Origin of the sequence: Lentisphaera araneosa HTCC2155, from assembly GCF_000170755.1 — a bacterium.
GTDB lineage: Bacteria > Verrucomicrobiota > Lentisphaeria > Lentisphaerales > Lentisphaeraceae > Lentisphaera > Lentisphaera araneosa.
The window spans coordinates 1-25,948 of record NZ_ABCK01000013.1; the positions used below are offsets into that span (position 1 = coordinate 1).

21 protein-coding genes are annotated in these 25,948 nt (G+C 40.6%); 8 read left to right on the forward strand and 13 right to left on the reverse strand.

The genetic code is table 11. From position 1 onward, the window contains the following. Positions 1 to 271 precede the first annotated feature (271 nt). The 5 genes from LNTAR_RS28230 to mgrA all read left to right on the forward strand — a co-directional run bounded on the left by LNTAR_RS28230 (position 272) and on the right by mgrA (position 4,937). Positions 272 to 919, forward strand: a complete 648-nt coding sequence (locus tag LNTAR_RS28230) for a transposase family protein (protein ID WP_274377947.1) — start codon at positions 272 to 274, stop codon at positions 917 to 919. After that, a complete protein-coding gene (locus tag LNTAR_RS28235; protein WP_274377948.1) occupies positions 852 to 1,541 on the forward strand; it encodes a transposase in 690 nt (229 codons plus the stop codon). Before LNTAR_RS28230 ends, LNTAR_RS28235 begins: the two co-directional genes overlap by 68 nt. A 410-nt stretch (positions 1,542 to 1,951) precedes the next feature. After that, positions 1,952 to 3,448 carry an ammonium transporter gene (locus LNTAR_RS13585; RefSeq protein ID WP_007279290.1) on the forward strand — a complete coding sequence of 499 codons (1,497 nt, stop codon included), beginning with the start codon at positions 1,952 to 1,954 and terminating at the stop codon, positions 3,446 to 3,448. An 18-nt stretch (positions 3,449 to 3,466) separates the two neighbouring features. Beyond that, on the forward strand, positions 3,467 to 3,811 hold the full coding sequence (locus LNTAR_RS13590) for a P-II family nitrogen regulator (RefSeq protein ID WP_007279291.1): 345 nt from the start codon (positions 3,467 to 3,469) through the stop codon (positions 3,809 to 3,811). Between the two features lie 136 nt (positions 3,812 to 3,947). After that, positions 3,948 to 4,937, forward strand: a complete 990-nt coding sequence (gene mgrA / locus LNTAR_RS13595; RefSeq protein WP_007279292.1) for an L-glyceraldehyde 3-phosphate reductase — start codon at positions 3,948 to 3,950, stop codon at positions 4,935 to 4,937. A 325-nt stretch (positions 4,938 to 5,262) separates the two neighbouring features. Here mgrA and LNTAR_RS13600 read toward each other — a convergent pair whose 3' ends face one another. The 3 genes from LNTAR_RS13600 to LNTAR_RS13610 are packed head-to-tail and all read right to left on the reverse strand — an operon-like array spanning position 5,263 to position 7,344. Next, positions 5,263 to 6,246, reverse strand: a complete 984-nt coding sequence (locus tag LNTAR_RS13600) for a 2-hydroxyacid dehydrogenase (protein WP_007279293.1) — start codon at positions 6,244 to 6,246, stop codon at positions 5,263 to 5,265. A 9-nt stretch (positions 6,247 to 6,255) separates the two neighbouring features. Next, a complete protein-coding gene (locus LNTAR_RS13605) occupies positions 6,256 to 6,816 on the reverse strand; it encodes a hypothetical protein (protein ID WP_007279294.1) in 561 nt (186 codons plus the stop codon). 57 nt (positions 6,817 to 6,873) lie between these two features. After that, positions 6,874 to 7,344, reverse strand: coding sequence for a hypothetical protein (locus LNTAR_RS13610; protein WP_007279295.1), 471 nt, complete (start codon positions 7,342 to 7,344; stop codon positions 6,874 to 6,876). Positions 7,345 to 7,700: 356 nt separating this feature from the next. On the opposite strand from LNTAR_RS13610, the gene LNTAR_RS13615 reads away from it, so the two are divergent. After that, the gene (locus LNTAR_RS13615; protein ID WP_420798219.1) at positions 7,701 to 8,318 is read left to right on the forward strand and encodes an RNA polymerase sigma factor; all 618 of its coding nucleotides are present in this window, start codon (positions 7,701 to 7,703) and stop codon (positions 8,316 to 8,318) included. On the opposite strand, the gene LNTAR_RS13620 is transcribed toward LNTAR_RS13615, so the two are convergent. Further along, positions 8,315 to 10,372 (reverse strand): serine/threonine-protein kinase, encoded by a 2,058-nt coding sequence (locus LNTAR_RS13620; RefSeq protein WP_007279297.1) that lies wholly within the window; start codon positions 10,370 to 10,372, stop codon positions 8,315 to 8,317. The two genes, LNTAR_RS13615 and LNTAR_RS13620, sit on opposite strands and share 4 nt — an antisense overlap. Positions 10,373 to 10,615: 243 nt before the next feature. Here LNTAR_RS13620 and LNTAR_RS25800 point away from each other — a divergent pair, with 243 nt between their 5' ends. Further along, positions 10,616 to 11,449 carry a DUF1559 family PulG-like putative transporter gene (locus LNTAR_RS25800; RefSeq protein ID WP_007279298.1) on the forward strand — a complete coding sequence of 278 codons (834 nt, stop codon included), beginning with the start codon at positions 10,616 to 10,618 and terminating at the stop codon, positions 11,447 to 11,449. 26 nt (positions 11,450 to 11,475) lie between these two features. Beyond that, positions 11,476 to 12,258: an SGNH/GDSL hydrolase family protein gene (locus LNTAR_RS13630; RefSeq protein ID WP_007279299.1), complete on the forward strand. Its 783-nt coding sequence runs from the start codon at positions 11,476 to 11,478 to the stop codon at positions 12,256 to 12,258. A gap of 574 nt (positions 12,259 to 12,832) precedes the next feature. Here the strand turns inward: LNTAR_RS13630 and LNTAR_RS13635 are convergent. The 9 genes from LNTAR_RS13635 to LNTAR_RS13675 form a co-directional block, all read right to left on the reverse strand. Beyond that, positions 12,833 to 14,989: a right-handed parallel beta-helix repeat-containing protein gene (locus LNTAR_RS13635; RefSeq protein ID WP_007279300.1), complete on the reverse strand. Its 2,157-nt coding sequence runs from the start codon at positions 14,987 to 14,989 to the stop codon at positions 12,833 to 12,835. A 13-nt stretch (positions 14,990 to 15,002) separates the two neighbouring features. Continuing rightward, positions 15,003 to 17,438, reverse strand: coding sequence for a right-handed parallel beta-helix repeat-containing protein (locus LNTAR_RS13640; RefSeq protein ID WP_007279301.1), 2,436 nt, complete (start codon positions 17,436 to 17,438; stop codon positions 15,003 to 15,005). A gap of 10 nt (positions 17,439 to 17,448) precedes the next feature. Next, positions 17,449 to 19,197 carry an alpha-L-fucosidase gene (locus LNTAR_RS13645; RefSeq protein ID WP_007279302.1) on the reverse strand — a complete coding sequence of 583 codons (1,749 nt, stop codon included), beginning with the start codon at positions 19,195 to 19,197 and terminating at the stop codon, positions 17,449 to 17,451. Between the two features lie 199 nt (positions 19,198 to 19,396). Next, the gene (gene groL, locus LNTAR_RS13650) at positions 19,397 to 21,049 is read right to left on the reverse strand and encodes a chaperonin GroEL (protein ID WP_007279303.1); all 1,653 of its coding nucleotides are present in this window, start codon (positions 21,047 to 21,049) and stop codon (positions 19,397 to 19,399) included. Positions 21,050 to 21,067: 18 nt separating this feature from the next. Further along, complete coding sequence (gene groES, locus LNTAR_RS13655; RefSeq protein WP_007279304.1) at positions 21,068 to 21,355, reverse strand: co-chaperone GroES; 288 nt, start codon at positions 21,353 to 21,355, stop codon at positions 21,068 to 21,070. Positions 21,356 to 21,436: 81 nt separating this feature from the next. Then, a complete protein-coding gene (gene dnaK, locus LNTAR_RS13660) occupies positions 21,437 to 23,356 on the reverse strand; it encodes a molecular chaperone DnaK (protein WP_007279305.1) in 1,920 nt (639 codons plus the stop codon). 211 nt (positions 23,357 to 23,567) lie between these two features. After that, positions 23,568 to 24,407, reverse strand: a complete 840-nt coding sequence (locus LNTAR_RS13665; protein ID WP_157473586.1) for a carbon-nitrogen hydrolase family protein — start codon at positions 24,405 to 24,407, stop codon at positions 23,568 to 23,570. Positions 24,408 to 24,726: 319 nt separating this feature from the next. Beyond that, complete coding sequence (locus tag LNTAR_RS13670; protein ID WP_007279307.1) at positions 24,727 to 24,924, reverse strand: hypothetical protein; 198 nt, start codon at positions 24,922 to 24,924, stop codon at positions 24,727 to 24,729. Positions 24,925 to 24,926: 2 nt separating this feature from the next. Further along, on the reverse strand, positions 24,927 to 25,493 hold the full coding sequence (locus tag LNTAR_RS13675) for an ATPase (protein ID WP_007279308.1): 567 nt from the start codon (positions 25,491 to 25,493) through the stop codon (positions 24,927 to 24,929). Between the last annotated feature and the right edge of the window lie 455 nt (positions 25,494 to 25,948).

Here is a 25,948-nt window from a genome sequence, read left to right on the forward strand (position 1 = left end):
CAGCTTAAGAGCTGAGGGCTTTTTTGTTATTATGAATAAATTCTATTGAGCAGTTAACGATGAAACTTACATCGCAGAGCGGTGTCACATTAAATAGCCTTCTCAGTTTCGTAGCGATAGGCAGGGCGCATGTTATTTTCTTTATTTGCCTTAGGTCTTTACTCGAAACTATCTAAGCGTTAATGATTTAAGTATAAATTTATGGTTCTTTCTCATTTTTTGTGGATAGATGCTCCAAGGAGTATTGTTAAGCTTATCAAAATAGGAGCTAATGATGACCGAACAACTTTTTGCAGAAATGTTAAATCTCGGGGATAAATGGGAAGTTAGTAAACTAGAAGTTTTGGCAGAGCAATCATGTATTGAAGTGACAATTAAAGATACAGCTAAACTTTTAGAAGGTATGGAATGCCCTTGTTGTAAGAGAACCGATTTAATTATAAAAGATCATGCAAATGAAAGGCTATGGGATCATCTACAAATGTGGACTTATAAAACTGTATTAAAATGCCGATTGCCTCGTGCCCTTTGTAAATCCTGTAAAAAAACGTGGACAATTCGAGCTCCTTGGGAAGGTGTCAATAAACATTCCAGTAAAGACTTTGAGGCATTAGCCTTGACCCTCATGCGTCATATGCCCGTGTCAAAAGTAGGTAAATTAATGAAAGTTGATGATCAAAAATTATGGAGGATTCTAAGAGTATATATTGATAAAGAACGGGCCAAACTTGACTGGAGTGAACTCACGAGAATTGGAGTAGATGAGTTGAGTATCGCAAAAGGTCATCGTTATGTAAGTGTTTTTGTGGATATGGAAAACCATAGTGTTCTATTCGCTGCAGACGGCAAAGATGCACAAGTTTTTGAACAATCACCGAGGAACTTTACTGAAAGACGGTCACCCTCATGCAATTACTGAAGTTAGCATGGATATGAGTCCCTCTTATAAAAGTGGCGTTGATTCAAATATGCGCAATGCTCGTAAAGTATTTGACTACTTCCATATTGCACAAAACTTAAACAAAGCAATTGGCAAAGTTTGTTCCAGAGAGCGCCGTACAAAAGGTGATATTCGAAACCTCCTAAAAAAGCCTCGTTTATTTCAAAAGAACAGAGACAAACTCAAGGAAAAAGATCAGCAAACTATAGAAAAATTAAAAGAGCTGAACACTGCAACAGCCATGGCATACCAAATGCGCTTAAGTCTCCAAGATATTTTTAAAACGAAGTCCGAAATCAAAGCTTTGTTAGGGTTAAAAGCATGGATATCTTGGGTTCATAATGAAGCTGAAAAAGAAATGTGGAAATACTTTTTAAACCCTCTAAAGAAATTTGCCGAATCTCTTACAAAACATTTTGATGGAATTATTGCTCGATGGAGGCACGGAACAAGTAATGCTGTATTGGAAGGAATTAATTCCGTTTTCTCAGCAGTTAAAAGACGGGCCAGAGGGTTTAGATCTAAAGAATATCTAAAAATGATGCTCTATTTCACTAAAGGAAATTTAACTGGGATACCAAACCTCATCCCCTCAAAGTGAGAAAGAACCAAATTTATTCATGCTATAATGTTTATGAATCCTTAGCAGGGGGAGTCGTGTTAATAAATAAGACTTCATAATATTACATTTTTTTGTAGATACTAAAAATGTAAAGCTCAGAAAGTATTCAAAAATTACCTTTATGTAATTAAATATATTAAAATATTACATATTTGTAATCAAAAACTAAATGTTTCATTTTTTTGATTGTTTATTGCCAAAAAATTAACAGGATGTACTTTTTTATAAGTCATTATTTATAAATATTTTATACAGTAAAAATACGAAAAATGGTAAAAAAAAGAATAAAATTACATTTTTGTATCTAGCTTGAAACTTGAATACTTTTTAGTATTATTAGCGTACCTAAACAAGATCAATGAAGATCATTAACTAACTAGGAGTAAAAAATGAAAAAACTGATGTTTGCCTTTGTATGCTTATTGGCTACAGGCATTTTTAGTGTTTCAGCCGGCACAGAGTTGGCACCAGCTGCTGAGGGTGTGACTCTCAAAAGCTTTCAAGAAAAAGTTCAAGTTGATTTCGATAATCAGACTGAAAAAGCAGAAGTGTCTGCAGCTATTGAAGGTAGTAAAACTGTAGTCGATGATGGCATCAGTGAAACCTACTCAGGTGTGATCACTTACACGATCTCAGCTGAAGGCGAAGGTAGCTTAAGTTTTGAATCTGATGACAAGTTTTGGACATCCAACGTATTCATGATGATGGCTGCAGTACTCGTCTTTATCATGCACTTAGGCTTCTGTTGTTTAGAAGTTGGTTTTTCACGTGCGAAAAACTCTGTTAATATTATCTTTAAGAATTTTACTATTGTAGCAATCGCAACTCTTGTTTATGGTTTGATGGGCTTTAATATCATGTATCCAGGTGAGTTCAGTATTGGTTCTTTCTTTGGTTTTGCCGGTTTTGGTTTAGAAGCTGCTGAAGGTGGATCTGCCATGACTTATGCTGGTGGTTATACTTATTGGACTGACTTCCTTTTCCAAGCCATGTTTGCTGCGGCAACGGCTTCAATTGTATCTGGTGCTGTTTGCGAACGTATCAAAATTAACTCTTTCCTTATTTTCTGCACAGTTTTCGCAGGTATTATCTACCCAATTATCGGCTCTTGGGGCTGGGGCGGCGGTTTCCTCTCTGACTGGGGTTTTGTTGACCTTGCTGGTTCTGGTTTAGTTCACGCTACTGGTGGTGCTGGTGCTCTTGCAGGTGCAATCGTACTCGGTCCACGTATCGGTAAATATGTTAATGGTAAAACTTTCGCTATCATGGGCCATAACATGCCTGTAGCTGCTATCGGTGCTTTCCTCCTCTGGTTCGGATGGTTCGGTTTCAATGGCGGCTCACAATTAGACGCAAATCCAATGGCCGCTTCTGGTATCATGGTTATGACTCTTCTCGCTTCTACAGCAGGTGTTGTTGGCGCAATGATTCTTTCTTGGATTCTTTCTGGCAAGCCTGACCTCTCTATGGTTCTCAATGGTGCTTTAGCTGGTCTTGTAGGTATTACTGCAGGTGCAGCAAACGTAGGTCCTATGTCAGCTGTTATTATCGGTGCTATCGCAGGTGTCCTTGTAGTTCTCGCAGTGCTTTTACTCGATAAACTCAAAATTGACGATCCCGTTGGTGCTATCCCAGTTCACTTGGTTTGTGGCGCATGGGGTGTTATTGCGACAGGTATCTTCAGTGATGACGCAGACACAATGGTACAAATCAAATCAATTCTTTGCATCGTAGCATTCGCATTCGTTTGTGCTTTTATTCTCTTCACAATTATCAAAGTGACTATTGGTCTCCGCGTATCTGAAGAAGAAGAACTCGAAGGTCTTGACCTCGGCGAACACGGTATGGAAGCTTATAGTGGTTTCCAAATCTTCACCAACCAGTAATTTCAGGAGTCTATTACAATGAAATTAATCGTAGCATATATTCAGCCACAAAGACTTAACGCTGTTAAGCAGGCTCTTTATTCAAAAGAAATTACTCGCATGTCAATCACAAATGCTCTTGGCTGTGGCCAACAGGGCGGTTTCCACGAAAATTACCGTGGTGTTGATGTAGAAGTAAATTTACGCAAAAAAGTTCGTGTCGAAGTAGCAATCAACGATGATTATGTCGACAAAACAGTCGAAGCCATTATCGAAGGTGCTCGCACAGGTAAGATTGGCGATGGTAAGATCTTTGTCTACCCAATTGAAGAATGCATTCGTATTCGTACCGGTGAAAAAGGTACTGACGCAATTGGCGGCTAAGTTTTAACTTAGTATATCTTTAAATCCCTCAAGCTTAGGCTTGGGGGATTTTTTTGTTGAGCGTCATAAAGTTTGAACTAAATAGCTTTGGATGTCATCATGAGTCTTTTGAAATTTATGAAATGAATGAGGAGTAATGATGTATTTAGCAGATGAAAAACGATACGCGCAAATGATTTATAATCGTTGTGGAAAAAGTGGGCTTAAATTACCAGCAGTTTCATTAGGCTTGTGGCACAATTGGGGCGGTGTAGATACTTATGAAAATGCCAAAGCAATGACTTATCGTGCATTTGATTTGGGAATTACTCATTTTGATTTAGCCAACAATTATGGTCCACCTGCGGGAAGCGCAGAAAGTAATTTCGGCAAAATTTTGGGTGAAGGCTTGGGTGCTTACCGTGATGAAATGATTATTTCATCTAAAGCGGGTTATGATATGTGGCCGGGTCCTTATGGTGAATGGGGTTCACGCAAATATCTTATCGCGAGTTGTGATCAAAGTCTCAAGCGTATGGGATTAGATTACGTCGATATTTTTTACTCTCACCGCTTTGATCCAGACACTCCTTTAGAAGAGACAATGGGCGCTTTGGATTCTATCGTACGTGCAGGTAAGGCACTTTACGTAGGCATCTCTTCTTATGATGCAGAAAACACAAAAAAGGCGGCTGCGATTTTAAAAGATTTAGGCACACCTTGTCTCATTCACCAACCTTGTTATAGCATGATGGATCGTTGGGTGGAAGACGGCTTATTAGATGCGGTGGAAGAAGAAGGTATGGGCTGTATTAGCTTTTCTTCCTTGGCACAAGGGCTTTTAACAGCTAAATACCTTAATGGAATTCCTGAAGATTCACGCGCTGCCAAGAGCACGGGAGCTCTAGATGCTTCTCGAATCGATGAAGTCACGCTCAAGAAAATTAAAGCGCTTAACGAAATGGCAGAAGCCAGAGGCCAAAAGTTATCGCAGATGGCGATAGCTTGGGTACTTCGTCAACCAGCCATGACTTCTGTGATTTTAGGCGCGAGCAAAGTATCGCATATTGAAGATGCTGCTGCGAGTTTAGCAAACCTCAAATTCACTGAACAAGAGCTTCAAAAAATCGACCAGATCTTAGCCTAGTTACTTTAGTATATCTTGAGTGCCGAAGGTACGCTAGTGTCTTGGCCAATGACGTGAATCTTGGGTTTAGACATGCAATACCAATAGTCGAGTGCCGAAGGTATGGTATAGAGCTTTATGCCGTTCCTTCAGAACTCTAAGTACATCTAATTATTTGCCGAATTAATAGTTATTATATATAGAGTGCCGAAGGTACGCTAGAATCTAGCCCAATGACGTGAGTCTTGGGTTTAGACATGCAATACCAATAGTCGAGTGCCAAAGGTATGGTATAGAGCTCTATGCCGTTCTTTCAGAACTCTAAGTACATCTAATGACTTGCTTATTACTCAACCAGGTTCAAGCAGAGTCTATCGTATTCCAGGTCATCGAGGTTTTGAAGAGTTGTTTCTGCAATATTGCTGAGTGCAGTAGAAGTAAAGAAAGCTTGGTGGCCCGTGATGATGACGTTGGGGAATGTGGTTAAACGCATAAAGTCGTCATCTTGAATAATGGTGTCGGAGCAGTCTTCAAAAAAGAGTTCAGCTTCTTCTTCGTAGACGTCGAGGCCAACGGAGCCGATGGTCGCACCTTTAAGTCCCTTAATTAAAGCCTTGGTATCAATCAGGGCACCACGGCTGGTGTTGAGAATCATGACTTTATTTTTCATTTTGGCAATGCTCTCATCGTTAATCAAATGATGAGTTTCGGGCCTAAGAGGACAATGCAGACTAATGATGTCCGATTCTTTAAATAGAGTGTCGAGATCCGTGTATTTACCCAATTCTTGGCATTTAGGGTTTTCAAAAGGATCAAAAAAGAGCAGGCGTGTGCCGAAGCCATGCATGATCTTTGCGTAACATTCGCCGATTTTTCCCGTGCCAATGATCCCCACAGTTTTTCCGTGGACATCAAAGCCGAGCAGGCCGTCGAGGGCAAAGTTACCTTCTTTGACGCGATTGTAAGCGCGGTAAATTCTTCTATTCAAGGTGAGCATGAGTGCGACGGTGTGTTCCGCAACAGCATACGGGGAATAAGCAGGGACGCGGCAAACTTTAATCTGAAATTCTTCACAGGCTTTGATATCAATATTATTAAAACCTGCACAGCGTAGGGCGATATACTTCGTGCCATTTTTTGCGAGGTTCGCAATCATTTCTCGCGTGATTTTATCATTGACGAAGACGCATATGGCTTCATAGCCCTTGGCGAGACTCAAAGTTTGCGTGTTCAAGTGAGCAGAAAAATAGGTAATCTGATGATTGAACTTGTTTTCGCGATTGAAATATTTTTCGTCATAGGGCTTTGAACTAAAAAGAGCAATTTTCATCATGGGTCCTTATTCTAAATGATTTTTATCAAATCTGATTTCATTGGAGCTGAGAGGGTTAGAGAGCATGTTTGTTGGGCTCGGACCATAAAGGTCTTCTCTCATTTCAATTCCAGGAGGAAGGCGTTGATTGCTGCAATTCCAACAAACGTGGAAATGTCCTGGGTTTTCTTCATCACAATAAGTGCAGCTCCATTGCTCGGCAATGATTGTATCGAACTCGAGGCAATGGAGGCTCATTTTTTGTATTTCTTTATCTAAATCGAGACTTAGGAAACGGTGTTGGTTTTGATGAATAAACTGATTGAGAAGCTTTTTATCGTGAATATCAAGGCTTTGAGCTTTTTTGCAGCTATGGCAAATTAAAATCAGGTGGCGCCGACGAAAAAGTAGGGTGCCAAAGCACAGAATGAGAATGCTAAATAAACCAAAATAACCATACATGAATAAGGCGAGTGTGATAATGATGAGCCCAGCAATATTCGGCCCCATTTGCTCATAGGTAAACTCTTGGGAGTTTTCTTTGAAACATTGAGAGCAGTGAGCTTTGACTGGAATCTTAACTTTCATACTAAGAACTTACATTCAATTAATATGTTTACTCGAGCTTTAAGTAAAAAATTATGCTTACTTGCTTTCGCTTTCGTGTTTAAAATAAATGACGCAAGTTTCAAGCCCTTTTTGTGAACTCACATCGTGCTTGATAATGACGATGTTTTGACCGTTAATTCTGCCATAGCCAGTGCCGTTGCTTGTGTAAGTGCTTTTGGAACCTGATTCGAACTTTTTAATGATTTCGATTTCATCATTATCATTACTGTGATTATCAAAATCGCTTTCTTTTTCGAGGCAGAGGTAAATGACTTCTTCGGGGTGCTCTAATTTTTCAATTTTAGCCGCAAAGTCTAGTAGCGAAGTACTGGAAGCGAGTTCTTGATCAATGCTGTTTAAGTAATCCTTATACTTTTCATAAAGGAACTCTTTTTTTGCATATTCGGGAAAGTTTTTGTGTGATTTATAAACGCTGTAAGCACATGCCCCGGCCATAATAAAAAATACGGTCATGGTAATGGCTAAGATTTTGAAAAAGTCTTTCATTCTTATTCCTCCAAGTTGATAAAATAGAGTAGTGATTTTTTTTTGATTTTCAATGGCTCTATCTTCTTGCTCAATTTATCGAATGAGAACTTACTAAAAACAGAAAGTATAGCCTAGTGACGAAGGAGTTGAAATGAGCTTTTGTAACATTTTTCGGGATTTGTCGCTTTACTTTCTACCTTAAGTTTGGGGACTAAGTCATTGAGCTTTTAATAGGGGAGTTTTCATTGAGTTTTGGCGAAAGCTTAGGGTAATCTTTGTTAAAACTTCTTTTAGCTTAGCAAAGTACACACACAGGAATTGAATTCTGGATGGCTTTTTCTTATAGTATCTAAGGATTTTGTAAAAAAGAAGGAATGTTCTCCTTGTCGAAAGATTACTCAACCAGATTAACACTCATTCAGCGTCTTCAGAATAATCATGAAGATGAATGTTGCTGGGAAGACTTTGTGGAAACGTATAAAAATTACATCTACGTGATTATCCGTAATTTTAATTTAAAAACTGAACTCAATGAGGACCTTTTACAAAACGTACTCTTAAAGCTCTGGAAAGATCTTCCTAAATTTGAATATCGCCCAAATAAATGCCGTTTTCGCACTTGGTTGAGTCTCGTCACCTGTAATATCGTAAAAGATTATTTGAAGTCAAAAGCGGGCAATAATGCCAAGAAAGAAGTTCAGTATGAAGAGGCTTTAGAAAGCATGAGCCGAGTCAGTGAACCAGAGATCGAAAAGATTGCTGAAAAAGAGTGGAAAGTTTTTATTGCAGAGAAAGCTTATGAGGGTATCAAAGACGATTTATCCGATAAAGTGAGATCGGTGTTTGAGCTTTCTATGCAAGATATTCCTGATGAAGAAATCGAGCAACGCATCGGGATTGCCTCGAGTTCCGTTCGCGTCTATAAGCAGCGCGCTCGTAATGCCTTAATTAAAGAAATTACCCGTCTCAATAAAGAGTTGGATTGTCATTAATCTTTTTCGATAAGCTTTAAACGTCGAGAAAGTACTTGTTTGACTTCTGGGTCTAATTGATTAGGCGAGGTAATAAGTGTTTTCAAATAAGACATCTGTAATAACTCACGGTGGTTTAAAATTTTGAGTCCACGAATATCCAGACTTTGCAAGGTACTAGACCTTATTGGAGTAAGGTCACGTATTTTTGTGTGAGCAATAGAGAGCTCACGAATTGAGTTATGGGGAAAGGTTTCTAGACTGGTAATTTGAGTAGAATTGACATTTAAACTTATTAATGGCATTGAACGGAAAGTAATAAAATTGACGATGGAAGTGTTAGAGAAATCGGCTTTTTCCGCGGGGAATTTCTGTAACATATAGGGGAAAACAAGTTGAGGGTTATTGGAGAGGTCGAGCAACTTGAGTTGAGGGTCGTATTTGAGATCAATTTTTTCGAGCTTGTTGAAAGTGGGAAGTAAGAGGCTCGCTAATTCGAGCCGTTCTTGATACGTTAAATCAGAGTAAATCTTATAATGAACTAAATCGGATGTCAGTGAGTTGAAAATACCAAAGTTTTCATTGATTTTCAAAATGAGAAGATGGAAACTCTTCATAGTTTTTGGAGATTGATTACTCTTTGTATAATCTAAAATAAATTGACTGTAGGAATTTCTTTCGTTTAATTCTTCTAAAAGTCTCATGGATTCAGGGAAATTCCCCTGGATGAAAAAAAGTTGCCCCCGCAGTTCTAGTGCAGCGTCATTATCAGTTTTGAGTTGCAGAGAGTAATCGACAAGTTCGATGGCTTTTTCGAAATTATCTTGCTCAAAGTGTTCAATGGCATCCGTATAAAGTTTTTGCGAGAGTAGGACTCCGCGTTGATCACTTTCTTCGGTTTTTAAACGGAATTTTTCGGCGAGAGCAAAAGCTTTATTACGAGAATCTTTTAAGTGTGTGGTGAAGAAAAAAGTGGAAAGAGAAATGAAGAGAAAAGCAAGACTTATTGTGGCGAATAGGGCTTTGTTGCGCTTCACTAATAAAGAAAAAATTTTGAGGTTTGAGTTCTTCTCTGCGGAGATCGCATAACCATTGCGGAAAGCGAGGATATCATTTTTTAATTCTTCAACAGATTTATATCTCTGATTAAGGGGGACTTGAAGTGACTTGAGGCAGATGAGTTCAAGTTGAGCAGGTAGATTATCGGCTAAGCGGGAAGGAGAAACAAAATCTCCCTCTTTGGTCTTTTGAAGAGTTAATTCAATATTGTCTGCTGTAAATGGTTTTTTATATGTTAAGAGGGTGTACAAAATGGCACCGAGAGAAAAGATGTCGCTATGCAAGCCCTTTTTTTCTTTCATGAGATGGCTTTGCTCTGGAGCCATATATCCAGGCGTGCCCTTTAAGTATCCATCTAAGGTTAGTTTATCTTCATGGATAGAATTGAGGGAGTATTTTTCGACTTCGGGAAAGGATTCATCGAGGTGGACTGAGTCATCCAGAATAATAGCGAGTCCCCAGTCACAGACATAAACTTCTCCATATTCATCGATACAGATATTTTCAGGCTTTAAATCTAAATGAGCAATGCCCCTAGAGTGACAGTAAGAAATAGCGTCACAGACTTTGAGAAAAATATCGATGAGTTCATTTCGGCTATGCCTTGGCTGACTTGACTTTTCTTGCTCCTGAATAAGACTTGCGAGAGTCTTTCCCTGGATGAATTTCATACTGAAAAACGGCTGATTCTCTCTGTAGCCCATGTCGTAAATAGGAATGATATTCGGGTGTTGTAAGAGTGAGTTGATTCTTCCTTCACGAAGAAAAAGTTCTTCTTTCTTGTGATCACAGGAATCCCTAGGAAGAGCTAAAGCCACAAGTCGATCGGTGTATTCATCATGACATTTATAGATGATTTTATGACCACCCGTGGCGTGTTTCTCAAGCTGGGTATAGCGATCAGTTTCATTTTTAATGGAATCACTGATCGGAGTCTCACCCTCTTCACTCTGAAGATAGCTTGCTTCATCAAAAATCTTAGAGAAGTTGCTTTTCGTGATGTCGTTTTTATTCATAAATATCCGCAGGCTTTTGCTATGAGCTTGTTCACTATAGTACACGAAGCTCAGTTTTTAGTTCTAATAGCTACTGAGCTCAATGAGTTTCTTACATGTTTACGGAGATTATAAGCGAGATAAAAAGAGAAAAGTTTCATTCTTCATGAAATTGTTTTATAATAATTTAAAATATTAGCAGATTTCTGTAACATGCCTTTTTTAATCTCGCTTGACGTGTTAATAACTCAAGGACTTGGAATAATGAATAACGCAGTATTAAACAAAGCAAGCAGACAATCGTTTACCTTAATAGAACTCCTGGTAGTAGTCGCTATAATAGGTGTTTTAGCCTCATTATTATTGCCCGTTTTATCTAAAGCACGTGAATCTGCTAGAAGAGCCACTTGTATCAATAATCAGATGCAAATTTCTCATTCACTACTGATGTATGCCGATGATAACGCTAGTCATTACCCAGCAATGACTAACGATGGTTCATCGAGTGTTAGAGGCTGGTCTTGGGACGATCAATTAAGTTCTTACGATGGACGTCAATTAAGTGAGCCAGATATGGACGCCTTTGGTTATGCAGCAGGTCATGCTCAACAGTCGGCGGGAAAAGTTTATCGTTGCTCAGCAGATAAAAGAGGAGAAACAACAAATAACGGTGGCAATGAAATGGCCGTGCGTTCCTACTCCTTAACGAGAGGTAAACTTTCTTCTGATGATGCAGATACAGGTGCGGGCTTAGTTTATCGTGGTATCACAAGTGATCCTTGGTCAGGCGACAGTACAGAGATGGAGTCTTTACAAGTCAGTCAAATCACGGATCCTGATGATAGTATTGCCTTAATGGAAAATCAGATACAAGAAAATACTTTAGGCCATTATAGCTATGCAGTGGCAACTGCTTGGACGATTTTGAATCAGCAAAGCAATACAGATTTCTGGGCTCATGGTTTATGGAAAATGAATTTTCTTTATGCGGATGGTCATGTGGAATACAGAACTTATACTTCGACTTATGAAGGTTCTGGTTTTGATCCTTGGTCACAGTCAAATACTCGTAATACTCAATGGGACAGCAGAAAATAGCTAAAGAAGCTATTTGAGGATTTTTTATGAACTTATTTTACCGTATTCTGATTGTTTTTACTTTGAGCTTTACAGCTTTTTCTGTCGAACCAGGTTCTTTTGAAGAGAAGGCAAAAGCCTATAAATGGCAGCTTGTACCAGATCCGAGTTTACCTAATGTTCTTATCTTAGGTGATTCTATTTCAATTGGCTATACACTTTACGTCCGCGAGATGTTAAAAGGGAAAGCCAATGTTTATCGCCCGGTTGCGAATGATAAACCCTTGAACTGCGGTGATACCGCAAGCGGCCTCCGCAATCTTGAGGCATGGTTAAAAACTCAAGATGTTAAAAAATGGGACTTGATTCATTTTAACTGGGGACTTCATGATTTAAAAAGAATCCAACCAGGAACTCATTACAAAGAGGCAAGAGATCCTTCCGCAGCACCGGTGCGTAGTGTAGAGGATTATGAAATGAATCTTCAAAAATTAGTGACCTCATTAAAAGCGACTAAAGCTAAACTTATTTTTGCCACAACAACAGATTATCCAAAGGGAGTGGTGCCATGTCGACTTCCCGTTGATGCCCAACGCTACAATGACGCAGCTGAAAAAGTCATGATGACCAACAAAATAGAAATTAACGATTTATATAAATTTACACAGCCCCGTTTAAAAGAATTACAGATGCCCGTAAATGTCCATTTTTCCCTCAAGGGTTCTTACATCATCGCCAAAGAAGTGAGTGACCACATTGCAGATAAACTTAATATCAAAGACCTTAAGTTTGATTCTTTTTCTAAAATGAATCAAGCAATGAGAAAATGATTTAGTAAGCGCCTATTTACAGGAAAGATAAGTGCCATAAGCTTAAAAGATCTTCTGGTAGTTTTTGGTGAATTTTATCCTGACTCCGTGAACTCAGTAGTTCATGGATTCAGCTTAATACTTTATTTTGTAAGGACTCTTCCCCAGAGAGGGAGAATGTTAATAGCCTTAGGTTCATAGGCTCACAAAGGACTATTCAAAGTTTATCGCCTTCGTCGACAATTGAGCTTTATATAGCAAGGACTCTTCCCCGGAGGGGGAGAATACTATTAGCCCTAGGTGAATGAAATGAACCTAGGGAACTCTATAAATAAGAAGCTCGTCCTCGAAGAGGGCGTACAGTCCTTTCCATTTTGTGCTTGGCTCCCTTCAAGGATCGAATATTATATTTCTAATAAGTAGCCTTAGATAGGCTCACAGAGGGCTAGTAAAATTTATCGCCTTCGTCGATAATTGAGCTAAGTAATGCTTGTTCAAAGGGCGATTCAAAGATTTTGGAAAAGCGCTAGGAGTCAAAAAAAAACTCCAGTTCATTAGTGAAAGTGAACGGGAGCTTAACTCATGGATTCAGGTGTTAGTGAACGCGTTTTATTTTATTGACGTAGTAGTAATAGTCGCCTTGCATATCATTCCATTTAACGGGTAAGCTTGAACCCTGGCGCTTGAGCCAAGGATCATCAGTCGTGCCAATGTTGAGGAACTGTGATTTAGTGATAGGACGAATGCCGATTTCTGAAGCAGGAGAGTTCTCTGCAAAAGAAAGTTCTCCCGCTGGAAGATCTATAAATTGCGGATCTGCCATGAGGCTACGGCTATCCTGGCCTTTGAGATGCACTTTATCTAAGAAATTATCGGCCTGTTTGTTATGATTAGAATAATAAATATTATCATTGAGCATCGGGCCCATCATAAAAGTTTTGTAATGAAAATCATTGATGTTTCCCGTCGAGTAGAAAACATTCTTGCGAAAGCTCGATGAGTACTCCGCTCTATTTCCGGCCATGCCTGTGGTAAAACGCGTATTGAAGAAAAAGTTATTCTCGAAAGTGTTCTGCCCCTTCATACACAGGCCATCTTTTCCTGTTGTGCCCAATAAAATATTGAAGCTCAATAAAGAATAATGTGAGTCATCATCCGTCCGAATCATCGAACCCTTGGGGTGATTATAAACTAAATTATAGCGAACTAAATTATCATTACCATGAGCAGATAAGTAAATGCCATTGCCATCGTGCAAGCGCTTCATGCAATCGTGAACTTCATTGAACTCAATAATATTATGTCGAGCATGCATGTAGGGCTCGTAGGCTTTCCAATCTAAAGGATCTTTGATATATTTGATCTCATCCCAGCGAATAGAAGGCAAGTGTTCCCTTGTGCCCTTTGGGAACTGCCAAAACTTAAAGGGGTTTTTATCAGCTCGTTGATCTTTGGGGAATTTTTGAGAGAAAAAACGACGTCTAACGCCAGCGACAATAATGCCGCTATAACCTTGATCGTAAATATGATTCTTGGCAATCAAGTTATGACCACTCTGCCAAACAAAGATGCCTGGCGAATGCCAGTAGAGTGAGCCAATTTCGCTTAAGCTATTATTGATAATGGTATTGTGGTGATTGACGTCTTTCTTTCCTGGGCCATACCCCGCTAAAAGTATGGCGGTACCACCGAGTTTACTAAAACGATTATTGGCGATTGTAATATTTTGGCAATAAAGATCGAGTCGAACTCCATCACTCGCAGAATTGATGAAATTGCAATTGTGGACTTCGCAATCTTGGGCACCCCGAAAACGAATGAGTCCATTAGCTTTATCCCACATGTTCCAGTCGTGCTGAAGACCAATATCATTTTTAGTCCAGCGTTGACGATCGGCGTGACTAAAGCTGAGGTTTTCAAAAATAAAATTCTTTGCAGGTCGTTCCCCTTTTCCTTCTAAACTCGAATCAGTTTTTCCTTCAATGCGAATGAGTTCATTGAGGTAGGGTGCAAAAATATCTTTGACTTGATCATCTTTTGGCCAGTAGTAGAGAGTGCCGTTGTTCAAACACCATTCGCCAGCCTCATCGAGATGTTGCAGGGAGTTTTCTATCTGCCATTCACCACTCATGATATAGGTCGCAGGGATCTTGAGTTTCGTTTTTTTGGCACCCACACGCTCAAGGGGTAAATAGTTTACCAACCATTTACGAGTTGGTTGACCAAAGAGCTCGATATCTTTAATATTCTCTAGCTTAGCTATTTCGGGGTGCGTATTGAACTCGAAACGACTCTGCATATCGTTACAATAGAATTTACTGGGAGCCTCATTACTGAGTTCAATGATTTCTGAGCTCGCTCGTTTTAACATTTGATTTCCCTTGAAAAGCGCATGGAAATAATGCTCTCCTTCAGCCCAAGGAACTGGCGCGGACCAGATTTTGCCATTCATTAGTTCAGTTCGAGTCCAGCCTTCAATTTTGCGAGCTCCGCTAATAGTTGCTGATTCACCTGTTGCAGAACGAATAAGCGTTTTGGCATCAGAGCCACGCTCATCAAAAATCAAACTTTGATTTAGGTGATGAGTGCCTTCGTGGATGATAATCTCAATAGTGTCTTGATAATTGTTTTGTCGAAGTTCTTGCCACTCTTTATGGGCAGAACTGAGGTTGTTCTGATCTTTGTAGACGTGTATTTGCTTGGCATTTGCTAAGGAACTCAAGCAAATGACGAGAAGTAAAAATTTTTTCATGTTGGGATCTTTTTTAATTATGGACAAGTTGGGAAGTGGGGGCTTTTACGGTGAAACTCCAGGTTTCACCTGAACTGACTCCATCGGGATAAATAGCATCGACTCGCCAAAAGTATTTTTTTCCTGCTTCGAGCTGTGGGCTCGGGCAAATATTGCTCTTCTTCAATTCTTTAAGCAATTGAAGTTTCTTGGGGTCTGTGCCAAAATAAACTTTATGATCAGAGGCTTTGTAGGACTCGAGGAAAATGAGATCGACTTTGCTCTGATTGACTACACCTTCATCGAGTGGGATTGCTTGGCTAGGCTGCCATGCTTTATAACCTGGGATCCAGTAATGATCACTAGCGGCACTTTGATAAGCACCTATATCTATGCCCTGTTTTAATTCCTGGAAATTCTTTAGTGAAGTGTATTGATTGGGGTTCTCGGAAGCGAGTATGGTTCTACCAGAAGCAATTAGCGGACTATTGATTTTTGGTCGGAAATCTAGGTTTTGCGGATCACGCAAATACTTATAGGCTGCGCCAGCTTCTCTCATATTATGGTCGTGCTTACCTGGTAGCACATTGTAATTGAGGTCTTTGAAAAAGCGTGCGCCATTTTGGTAGTTGGCCTTACGTTTCTCGGTGATGCGCAAATCCCAACTGCGATGACTAATGTTCGCTAGGTTATTGCGAATAATTGATTTATCGTTGCCCATGATGCCGTGCATAGCTTTAAAGCCCTGGATACTGAAGTTGAAAGGCTCATTTTCTGGGTCGGGGAAATAATTACAGCTAATGACAGTATTATTAAAAATGAGGTGGCGGTCACCTTTAATTTGACTGGGTTGAGTATTCCAAATGACATTGAAAGCATAAAGGCCATCTCCATAAACGGATCCATCACTCTGATGAACGTCCATGCCATGGTAATCAAAGCGCACGCCTTGACGATTACAGTCATGTACCCAGTTATGACTTACCGTAGCGCCTTTTTGAACTTTAGTCCCCACATTAATTCCCGAGCCATCGTGTTGGAGGTTTCCTGCATCAAAAATTCGATTATACTTAATTGTACAAGAGTCTTCTATGGCGCGTATGCCTTCCGAGTTGCCGGTCCTAGAGAGGGTGCAGTTGCGGATGGTGCTACCTTTGCCAATCATAACAGAACCTGTACCACCATTCGTGTTCACATCCCATTCAATATCTTCGAAAAGGCAATTCTGGACAAGAGTGTTATCACCTTTAAAAATGATGGGAGCATTTGAGCGTGAAAAGATGCAATTGGTCAATTGGTTATCCTTACCGTCAAAAAAGGCCGACATCTGATTATTGCTGTTGCCATTAAAGGCATTGAACCAATCGAATTGCCCTAGGACATATTTATTATCGCTTAAATAATCAAAACGGCAGTCATTAAAACGAATGTTTTCAGAAAAACGTACATTGTAACCAGCAGCAAAAAAATCAAGATTTTCAAAGCTAAGATTTTTTACCTTAGTGAGCTCTAGCATGAAGTCATTTTTACGACTAGAAAATTTTAACTTATTTAAAGATTGTTGGTCCTCAGCCCTGTAATAGAGGTATTGGCTTTCTTTGTCATACCACCATTCATTATTTTGATCAAGGGCAGCGAGGCCATAAATATAATAGGCTGTATGCTGATGGAGTTCTCTTAATTTAATACCATCTTTTGCATAGGAAAAATGATCTGAACCGGCTTTGTGTTCTGTGATGGGGCGCGCCCATGTCATCCAGTGACCAATATTTAGAACGGCAATGGCTCCGGTAAAATCTAAAGCTGAATCAGCGAGGCTCTGAGTTTTGGCAAGACCAGAATAGCGACTATCTCCCTCATTAAAGCCATCTTTACTATGAGCTTTAAAGGCATCATCATAGGCGAGTCCTAAGCGGCTTTTTCCCGTAGGCTGACTCGATTTATAACCTCCATCGAGACTGCGCATGCCCTGAGTCATACGCCAGATTTTTCCATCTTCAAAAGTTGCGTTAGGCCAGCGCGCTAAGTAAGAATACTTATTATCTGCAAAGAGTTGCCATATGGCTAAATTCACTTTACTGCGATAGATCTTGTTTTGATAAAGTTCCCACTTGAGTTCAAGTTCTTGGGTGCCATCGATGACAACTTTTTCACCAGGGTAGGCGGCTATCTTAAGTTTCTTTTCAAAATTTTTGAGTTCGATAACTTCTTTGTAGCGACCTTCGCGTAAATAGATGGTGTAAGCGTCTGGAGCCTGTTGGATCGCAGTCATGATCGAAGCGTAGGGCTTTTCGAGTGAGCCATCTCCACTGGCCTTGGCATTGCTTTGGACATAGATGGCTTGTTGATCTAACTTTTGCGTTGGGACGTAAATTGATTTGGCGGGGGTACTCACATCTTCATGAATTGGAGAAGGTGTTTTCTGACATGAACATAAAAACGCGCTTAGAAGGCAGAGATATTTAATCATATGGGTGATCCTATTGAATGGGACGAAGACGAATGGATTTTAATTTAAAGAGTGATTGATGGTTTTTTGAAGTTTTTCTAAGAGAAATGCTATAATTTCCTATTTGATCAAGTTCGACTTCTCCGAGAGATAGCTCCTCAAACTTGGCCCATTTACCAGTGTTTTTCGCTTTACCTTTGAGGACTTTGTTGTTCAATTTGACCTCAAATGAATTTTCTTTGCCATTGAGTGCGGTGTCGAGCAAGACTTCATATTTTCCTGGGATCACAATTTCTTGTTTCCAGTTAGCGCTATCTTTATTGGAGTTAAATGAACGCAAGGTTTGCGTGTTCTTCTCATAGACAATGCTTTTTCCTTGGATAGTTGCCGCAGTCAAAGCTAAGCTTATGTCATTAGTGGATTGCTTTTCTGCATTTGCCGTCTTCGCAAAAGAGAGCGTCTCTGGAGAAAATTCGAGTACGACAACGGATGAATTTTCATCATAGGCTTCCTTAGGGATTTTAATCGTGAAGTTTTGATCATCAATCTCGAATTGAAGGGCTTCATTTGCTTGCTTAAATACATAAGCTTTTTGCAATGATCCTGCGAGGCCTTCAACTTTGAGCTGCTGGTTCTGAGGCCAGTCAAAAACATGTAGAAAGAGTGAGTTACCTTTTTTCAGTACGCGGCCCCAAGAAGGTCTTTTGACGGGAGCGTACTCAGTACCATAAAGAACTTCTCCGTGCATTTTTGTCCATTGCCCCATTTGCGCTAAACGATCAATGCATCCGTCCGGAAAGGTTCCCTCTGGTGTGGGACCCACATTGAGTAATAAATTGCCGCCTTTTGAATTGATATCGAGCAATTTTTGAATGAGCACTTGGCTACTTTTCCATTTCTTGTCGTGTGCTTTGTAGCCCCATGAGTGATTGATCGTCCAGCAGGCTTCCCAGTAATAATCGAGTTTTTCTCCCGGCGTTTGGTTCTCAGGTGTGCCAAAATCATATTTAAATTCTTTTCTTTTGGCGACGCGATTATTGATAATGGCATTGGGCTGAATTTTGCGTAAGAAACGATAAAGATCTTCGCCATCTTCCATGGTCCAAAAGTCATTCCAGTCGCCATCAAACCAAAAGATTTGTGTATCGTAGCGATCCACGAGTTCTTGTAGCTGATTTTTCATGTACTGAACATATTCTTTCTTTTTCTGTGGGGAAACCATCTCGATTTTCGCCCATTTATTCCAATGCCCCTTGGCGCCTTCTACAGGTTTTTGTGAATCGTGATGCCAATCAATCGTTGAATAATAAGTTCCAAACTTGAGTCCATATTTTTTACAAGCTGCACTGAGTTCACCTAATAGGTCACGGTCAATTCCAGCTGTATCTTTAATATCGTACTTTGTGTATTGGCTATCCCAAAGGCAAAAACCTTCGTGGTGCTTGGTGGTGATAACCATGTATTTCATGCCAGCTTCATAAGCGGCTTTGGCCCAAGCATCGGCATCAAATTGTTCGGGATTGAAACGTTCGGCCACTTTTACATATTGCTCTTTTGGGATATCCGCTTTCGCCTGAATCCATTCCGCGTAAAACTCCATTTCCTTACCCTGCCAAGAGCCTTTCAATACAGAGTAGGCTCCCCAGTGAATGAACATGCCAAACTTGGCGTCGTTAAACCATTCCATTCTTTGATCGAGATCTTTTTGATTCGTCGCTTGATCCAAGGCTTGGATATTAAATGTCATTAAACAGCTAATGGCTAAAAGGAAGTGCTTCATATTATTCTCTTACTTTACTTATTATTAATCTAAGCAGATAAGCGAAGCTCTTTCGGGAATGTTACTAAGCTGGAAAATAAATGATGTAATTTGTCGATTTTTTTCTTAGAACGTTAAAAAATAAGATCACGAGCTCAAACTTCACATAAAAAAAGGCGCCCCGATTGGGACGCCTTTTTTATGAATCAGTTAAAACTGATTACATCATGCCGGGCATTCCGCCCATGCCACCTGGCATTCCGCCGCCGTGGTGATCACCACCGCCACCAGCAGGAGCTTCTTCTTTGATGTCAGTAATGAGACATTCAGTAGTAAGGAGAAGACCAGAGATAGAACCAGCGTGCTGTAAAGCAGAACGCGTTACTTTCTTAGGGTCGATAACACCAGCTTCGAGCATGTCAACGTATTCGTCAGTTGCAACGTTGAAACCGTAGTTGCCTTCGCCTTCGCGAACTTTTGCGATGACAATTGAAGCTTCACCAGCTGCATTGTTAACGAGCTGACGAAGTGGAGCTTCACATGCGCGAGCAATGATAGATGCACCAACAGCTTCGTCGCCAGAGAGTTCGATGCCAGCTGCAACAGCTTGAGCACGGATGTACGCAACGCCGCCACCAGCAACAATACCTTCGTCAACAGCTGCACGAGTTGCGTGAAGCGCATCGTCAACGCGGTCTTTTTTCTCTTTCATTTCAGTTTCAGTTGCAGCGCCAACGTTAATGACGGCTACACCACCAGCGAGCTTCGCAAGACGCTCTTGGAGTTTTTCTTTGTCGTACTCAGAAGTAGACTCTTCGATTTGAGCTTTAAGAAGCTTCACACGACCCATGATCTCAGCTTGAGCACCTTTACCATCAACAACAACTGTGTTGTCTTTGTCAACGATAACGCGCTTAGCAGAACCGAGGTCTTCGAGAGTGACGTTTTCGAGCTTCATGCCGAGGTCTTCAGTGATGCATTTACCACCAGTGAGGATAGCGATGTCTTCGAGCATAGCTTTACGACGATCACCGAAACCAGGAGCTTTAACAGCACAAACATTGAGTGTGCCACGGAGCTTGTTGATGACGAGAGTAGAAAGAGCTTCGCCTTCAACGTCTTCAGCGATGATGAGGAAAGGCTTACCAGTTTTGCTCACTTCTTGGAGAAGCGGGAGCATGTCTTGGAGGTTAGCAATTTTCTTTTCGAAAATGAGGATGTAAGGATCTTCGAGGAGAGCTTCACGTGACTCGAGGTCAGTTGAGAAGTAAGGCGAGAGGTAACCTTTGTCGAACTGCATACCATCAACAACGTCGAGAGTTGTTTCGATAGTTTTTGACTCTTCAACAGCGATTGTGCCGTCTTTACCAACTTTGTCCATAGCGTCAGCAATGATGCTACCGATTTCTTCGTCGCCGTTAGCAGAGATCGTAGCGATCTGCTTAACTTGCTCGTTAGTTTCAACAGGAGTACTGATGTTTGCGAGCTCCGCAACCATAGCAGCAACAGCTTTGTCGATACCACGCTTAAGACTCATGGGGTTAGCACCCGCAGTTACATTCTTAAGACCTTCACGGTAGATAGCTTCTGCAAGAACTGTTGCAGTAGTTGTACCGTCACCAGCGAGATCAGCAGTTTTTGAAGCAACTTCGCGAACCATTTGAGCACCCATGTTTTCGTAAGGGCATTCGAGTTCGATTTCTTTAGCTACAGAAACACCATCTTTTGTGATATGAGGAGTGCCAAAGCTCTTGTCGAGAACAACGTTACGGCCTTTTGGACCGAGAGTAACTTTTACAGCTTTAGAGAGCTTCTCTACACCCGAGAGGAGCTTGCGACGAGCGTTCTCGTCGAAAATTAATTGTTTAGCCATTTGTAAATATTCCTAAAATTATTTTACGATTGCGAGGATATCGTTTTGGTTGAGGATTTTGTATTCCTGACCGTCAGCTTTCACTTCAGTACCACCATATTTAGAGACAATCACTGTGTCGCCTTCGGCAACGTGGAAAGTGATTTCTTTACCATTAGCGTCAATACCACCAGTTCCGAGGGCAATAACTTTGGCTTCTTGTGGCTTTTCTTTAGCTGAGTCGGGGAGGATAATTCCGCCAACGCTTACTTCTTTTACTTCGATCTCTTGAACGAGAACGCGATCACCTAGAGGCTGAATGCTCATAGTTGGTTTTCTCCGTATTAGGTTTTTGTTAGGATATAAGGAAAGCTGACTCCCAAGAGGGGAGTCAGCAGATTTTTTAGCTTAAACGAAGTCGGCGTCGATGATGTCGTCGTCTTCTTTCTTCTTTTCAGAATCAGCAGCGCCCGCAGCACCTGCACCAGCAGCTCCTGCCGCACCGGCTGCGCCAGCGCCAGCGCCATCAGCACCTGGAGCACCCATGTACTGACCGAGTTCTTGAAGGCGAGCTTCGAACTTCTCTGTGAGCTCTTTGATCTCAGCATAGTTGTTCGCTTCGCAAGCTTCTTTGATTTTTGCGATGTCCGCATCGAAAGACTCTTTTACGTCAGCAGGAACTTTGTCGCCGATTTCACCGAGTTGCTTCTCAACTTGGAAGACGAGGCCTTCTGCTTTGTTTTTAGTTTCGATGTTTTCACGTAGCTCTTTGTCGGCAGCTTCGTTATCTTTGGCATCGTTAACCATGCGTTCGATTTCGTCTTCGCTTAGACCTGAGTCAGGCTGAATAGTGATGTGCTGTTCTTTGCCAGTCTCTTTATCTTTAGCAGAAACTTTGAGGATACCATTGGCATCGATGTCGAAAGTTACTTCGATCTGTGGCGTGCCACGAGGAGCCGATTTAATTTCGTCGAGACGGAAGTCACCAATTTTCTTGTTTTGTTGAGCCATGGGACGCTCACCCTGGTAAACAACGATGTCTACAGCAGTTTGGTTATCAGCAGCCGTTGAGAAAGTCTCAGACTTCTTAGTTGGGATCGTTGTGTTACGCTCGATAAGTGCAGTGAAAACACCACCCATAGTTTCGATACCGAGTGAAAGAGGCGTTACGTCGAGAAGAAGAACGTCGTTCACGTCACCAGTGAGTACACCACCTTGAATTGCAGCACCAAGAGCTACACATTCGTCAGGGTTAACACCGCGGTGAAGGTCTTTGCCAAAGCGTGCTTTTACAGCTTCGATAACTTTAGGCATACGAGTTTGACCACCAACCATGATGATTTCGTCGATGTCACCAACGCTCGCGCCGGCATCTTTTAAACAAGCATCTACAGGAAGGATTGAACGAGTTACGAGGCTATCAGTAACTTCTTCAAGTTTCGCACGTGAAAGTGTGAACTGTAAGTGTTTTGGGCCAGTTGCATCAGCAGTGATGAACGGAAGGTTGATATCAGTAGACTGAGCAGTTGAGAGTTCGCATTTTGCTTTCTCGCCTTCTTCTTTTAGACGTTGAAGAGCGAAAGCATCTTGACGAAGGTCAATGCCGTTTTCTTTTTTGAATTCTTCTACGAGGAGGTTGATGATTGATTCGTCAAAGTCATCGCCACCGAGGTGAGTATCACCATTAGTTGCTTCTACTTCGAAAACACCATCACCGAGTTCGAGTACAGTCACGTCGAAAGTACCGCCACCGAGGTCATAGACACAAATTCTTTGTTCGTTATCTTTTTCAAGACCGTAAGAAAGTGCCGCTGCAGTAGGCTCGTTGATGATACGCTTTACGTCAACACCAGCAATACGGCCAGCATCTTTAGTTGCCTGACGCTGAGCATCGTTAAAGTAAGCAGGTACAGTGATTACGGCTTCAGTGAGAGTTTCACCGAGGTAAGCTTCTGCGTCGCGCTTGAGCTTAGCAATGATTTTTGCAGAAATTTCGGGTGGTGAGTAAACTTTGTCACCAACTTTAATGTGCGCATCGCCATTCTTTGCTTCGACAACTTCGTAAGGAACGAGGTCAATTTCGTGCTTAACTTCAGCAAACTTACGACCCATGAAACGCTTCGCAGAGAAGATTGTGTTCGTGGGGTTAGTTACTGCCTGACGTTTTGCTGTTTGACCAACGAGTTCTTCGTCGTTCTTTGCAAAAGCAACTACTGAAGGTGTAGTTCTGTGACCTTCTGCGTTAGGGATTACTGTGGCTTCGCCATTTTCCATGACGGCCATACATGAGTTCGTTGTACCGAGGTCGATACCGAGGATCTTAGCCATTTTTGTTTCTCCGTTAGTTTTAAATTTATTGGAAGTTGTGCCCAATAAAGGAGAAGCTATGCCAAGTTTATTTATCAGTTCTTAAGTCTTTGTTTTTTATGTGTTTATAAAAAACTGAAATTATTGATTGTGAGAGCGAATGAAATGAGCGTGCCAGCTTGGCGCACTGTGCCAAGGCTGTGCCTAGGCATTTTGCCACAGCTGACCTGATTCATTGATCTCTTAAATGAGGGAAACTCGTATAAAGAGCGGGGACCGTTTCTCTGGTTTGTTGAATGATTTGTTTGTTGAGAACAAAACTTTGACTGGCAATGCTTTCGCCAAGATCGCCCAAGACCTCTCCCCAAGGATCAATTACAATGGAGTGCCCATAGGCAGAGATACCGCTGAGCTCGTTACGACCACATTGCGCTGAACCAATCACATAGCTTTGATTCTCTACGGCGCGGGCTCGCATGAGAACTTCCCAATGAGCTTTTCCAGTGGCTTTGGTAAAGGCAGCGGAATTAATCATCAGGTCACAGCCAGCATAGTTTCGTAAAAACTCCGGGAAACGCAGATCATAACAAATACTAATGCCGATTGACCAATCATTAATTTTGACAACGCATGGCCCCGTATCACCGTGTTCGTAGGTCTCGGTCTCATCAATGGCTTTCTTGCCCGGAGTGAAAATTTGGAAGAGGTGAGTCTTTCTATATACATCTAACAAATGACCATCTGCATCAAATATGAATGAGCTATTGAAGACTTTGTTTTCCTGACGCTCGGCAAGACCACCCCAGACGATAGCAATCTTGTAGGTTTTGGAAAGTGGAGAGAGTAAATCAGTCCATTGCTCACGAGTCTTGGCGTTTTGATGGGTGATGTCAGTTTTCGCCCAGAGCAGGGCGCATTCGGGGAAAATGATCAGTTCATCTCTGTTCTGCGAAGCTTGCTCAATGATTGATTTTGCATGCGCTAAATTTTCTTCGAAATCAGGGCTCGAAGACATTTGTACGAGGCAAACTCGTAAATCATCTGTATTAACTTCATTCATCATTCTACTCATTTTGCTTCTTCTATCGTCTGTGCCAAGGGCACCTAACATAACTCAGCCTTTGGTTTTAACCATAGGGACCTAAAGTTGCTACCAGATTAGGTTCTGTAGGAATCTCGCATAAACAGCCCAAACGACATGAAATCAGGGCACAAAAAAAGCGGGCATAAAGCCCGCTTGAGTCGGAACGACAGGATTTGAACCTGCGACACCATGTCCCCCAGACAATCATCTAAGCATAAAGAAGAGCCCTTTAAGATGTAGTTTTGAAACCTTTTTTTGGTCTTATTTACCAATTTACGGTTTGATACTAAAAGTACAGAATCTAGAGTTATTCTTTGGAAATGAATGGACTGTTTTGAGTAATTTCTCCAGAAGGTAATTTGTAGTAAATTTCCCCATCTTTAGAGAATACAGAGGCAATATTTTTCTTTTCATTATTTCGTATAGCTTCTTTTACAGCTTCATTACCAATTTTTTGAAATAAGAAGGCTTCTTGGTATAGCTCTAGGTCATTTATTTTATTCATAATTATAACTCCACGTCTTTCATAAAATCATTAAAAATTGAGTTGTCGTTGATTGTGTAATTATCTTTAGATCCTATACAAAACTCTTTAAATGTTAATTCAGAATTATAAATTAGGAACCACCTGTCACAAACATTTTTATATATGTTCCAAAAGTTGTTTTTACTTCGATAAAATCTTCTTACTACAGCTTCATCAGGGACGTGATGTCCTCCATTAAGAACTCGTTCCTTAATTCGTTCGATACAAACTGTCGGGTTTTCTAAAAAAATGTAAATTAATTCAATTGAATAACCATTCTCTTTTGCCTGAGAGATGATTTTTTTTAGATATTTCCCAGATAGTGTAGATTCTAAAACAAAAGATTTATTATCTTTAAGCAGTTTTCGTAGTCTTTTAAAAAATATTTTACCTGCCGCTACTTCCCCACCAGTAGTGTTGTGGGGGTCTATTTCTTTTGCTATTTCGTCTGCATTTAAAAAATAGATATTTAACTCTTGTGTAAGCTTTTTTGAAAAAGTAGTTTTTCCAGAACCGTTAGCACCCGAAACAATATATAATTTACTCATTATTAAATTCTATCTTTGATTTTTTGATTTACATTACACTAATTTTAAAGAAAATATAGATCTGCTTATTTTTTAGTCTAAGGCATAGTCAGTATGGTTTTATAGCTAAGGAAGCGACACTCTACTCCACCTAATTAATTTCAAGCTATGTAACTAAAGCGTATCCAGTTTTAGTGGGTAAATCTTACGGCGAATAAAATTATTCAATTGATAATTGTTTTTATTTGAGACCAAGCTTAATTTTGAGTTTTGCAACCTTTTTTCAGCAAAAAAAAGTACTTTCATTTATTTAAGTCCTTGATTGTCATAGCATTAACGACAGGATTTTAATCTGCGACACCATGTCCCCCAGACAATCATCTAAGCATAAAGAAGAGCCCTTTAAGAGTAGTTTTGCAACCTTTTTAAGCGTTTTTTCTAGCTTGCCAATTTTGTGTTATATCAAAATTCAGGTG

Coding starts and splice junctions, on each gene's coding strand:
- mgrA (WP_007279292.1), top strand. CDS start 3,948: ATGATGTATTTAGCAGATGAAAAACGATACGCGCAAATGATTTATAAT.
- LNTAR_RS13670 (WP_007279307.1), bottom strand. CDS start 24,924: ATGAATAAAATAAATGACCTAGAGCTATACCAAGAAGCCTTCTTATTT.
- LNTAR_RS13605 (WP_007279294.1), bottom strand. CDS start 6,816: ATGAAAGTTAAGATTCCAGTCAAAGCTCACTGCTCTCAATGTTTCAAA.
- dnaK (WP_007279305.1), bottom strand. CDS start 23,356: ATGGCTAAGATCCTCGGTATCGACCTCGGTACAACGAACTCATGTATG.
- LNTAR_RS13645 (WP_007279302.1), bottom strand. CDS start 19,197: ATGAAGCACTTCCTTTTAGCCATTAGCTGTTTAATGACATTTAATATC.
- LNTAR_RS13675 (WP_007279308.1), bottom strand. CDS start 25,493: ATGAGTAAATTATATATTGTTTCGGGTGCTAACGGTTCTGGAAAAACT.
- LNTAR_RS13600 (WP_007279293.1), bottom strand. CDS start 6,246: ATGAAAATTGCTCTTTTTAGTTCAAAGCCCTATGACGAAAAATATTTC.
- LNTAR_RS13610 (WP_007279295.1), bottom strand. CDS start 7,344: ATGAAAGACTTTTTCAAAATCTTAGCCATTACCATGACCGTATTTTTT.
- LNTAR_RS13590 (WP_007279291.1), top strand. CDS start 3,467: ATGAAATTAATCGTAGCATATATTCAGCCACAAAGACTTAACGCTGTT.
- groL (WP_007279303.1), bottom strand. CDS start 21,049: ATGGCTAAACAATTAATTTTCGACGAGAACGCTCGTCGCAAGCTCCTC.
- LNTAR_RS13630 (WP_007279299.1), top strand. CDS start 11,476: ATGAACTTATTTTACCGTATTCTGATTGTTTTTACTTTGAGCTTTACA.
- LNTAR_RS25800 (WP_007279298.1), top strand. CDS start 10,616: ATGAATAACGCAGTATTAAACAAAGCAAGCAGACAATCGTTTACCTTA.
- LNTAR_RS28235 (WP_274377948.1), top strand. CDS start 852: ATGCACAAGTTTTTGAACAATCACCGAGGAACTTTACTGAAAGACGGT.
- LNTAR_RS13665 (WP_157473586.1), bottom strand. CDS start 24,407: ATGAGTAGAATGATGAATGAAGTTAATACAGATGATTTACGAGTTTGC.
- LNTAR_RS28230 (WP_274377947.1), top strand. CDS start 272: ATGATGACCGAACAACTTTTTGCAGAAATGTTAAATCTCGGGGATAAA.
- LNTAR_RS13585 (WP_007279290.1), top strand. CDS start 1,952: ATGAAAAAACTGATGTTTGCCTTTGTATGCTTATTGGCTACAGGCATT.
- LNTAR_RS13620 (WP_007279297.1), bottom strand. CDS start 10,372: ATGAATAAAAACGACATCACGAAAAGCAACTTCTCTAAGATTTTTGAT.
- LNTAR_RS13615 (WP_420798219.1), top strand. CDS start 7,701: ATGTTCTCCTTGTCGAAAGATTACTCAACCAGATTAACACTCATTCAG.
- groES (WP_007279304.1), bottom strand. CDS start 21,355: ATGAGCATTCAGCCTCTAGGTGATCGCGTTCTCGTTCAAGAGATCGAA.
- LNTAR_RS13635 (WP_007279300.1), bottom strand. CDS start 14,989: ATGAAAAAATTTTTACTTCTCGTCATTTGCTTGAGTTCCTTAGCAAAT.
- LNTAR_RS13640 (WP_007279301.1), bottom strand. CDS start 17,438: ATGATTAAATATCTCTGCCTTCTAAGCGCGTTTTTATGTTCATGTCAG.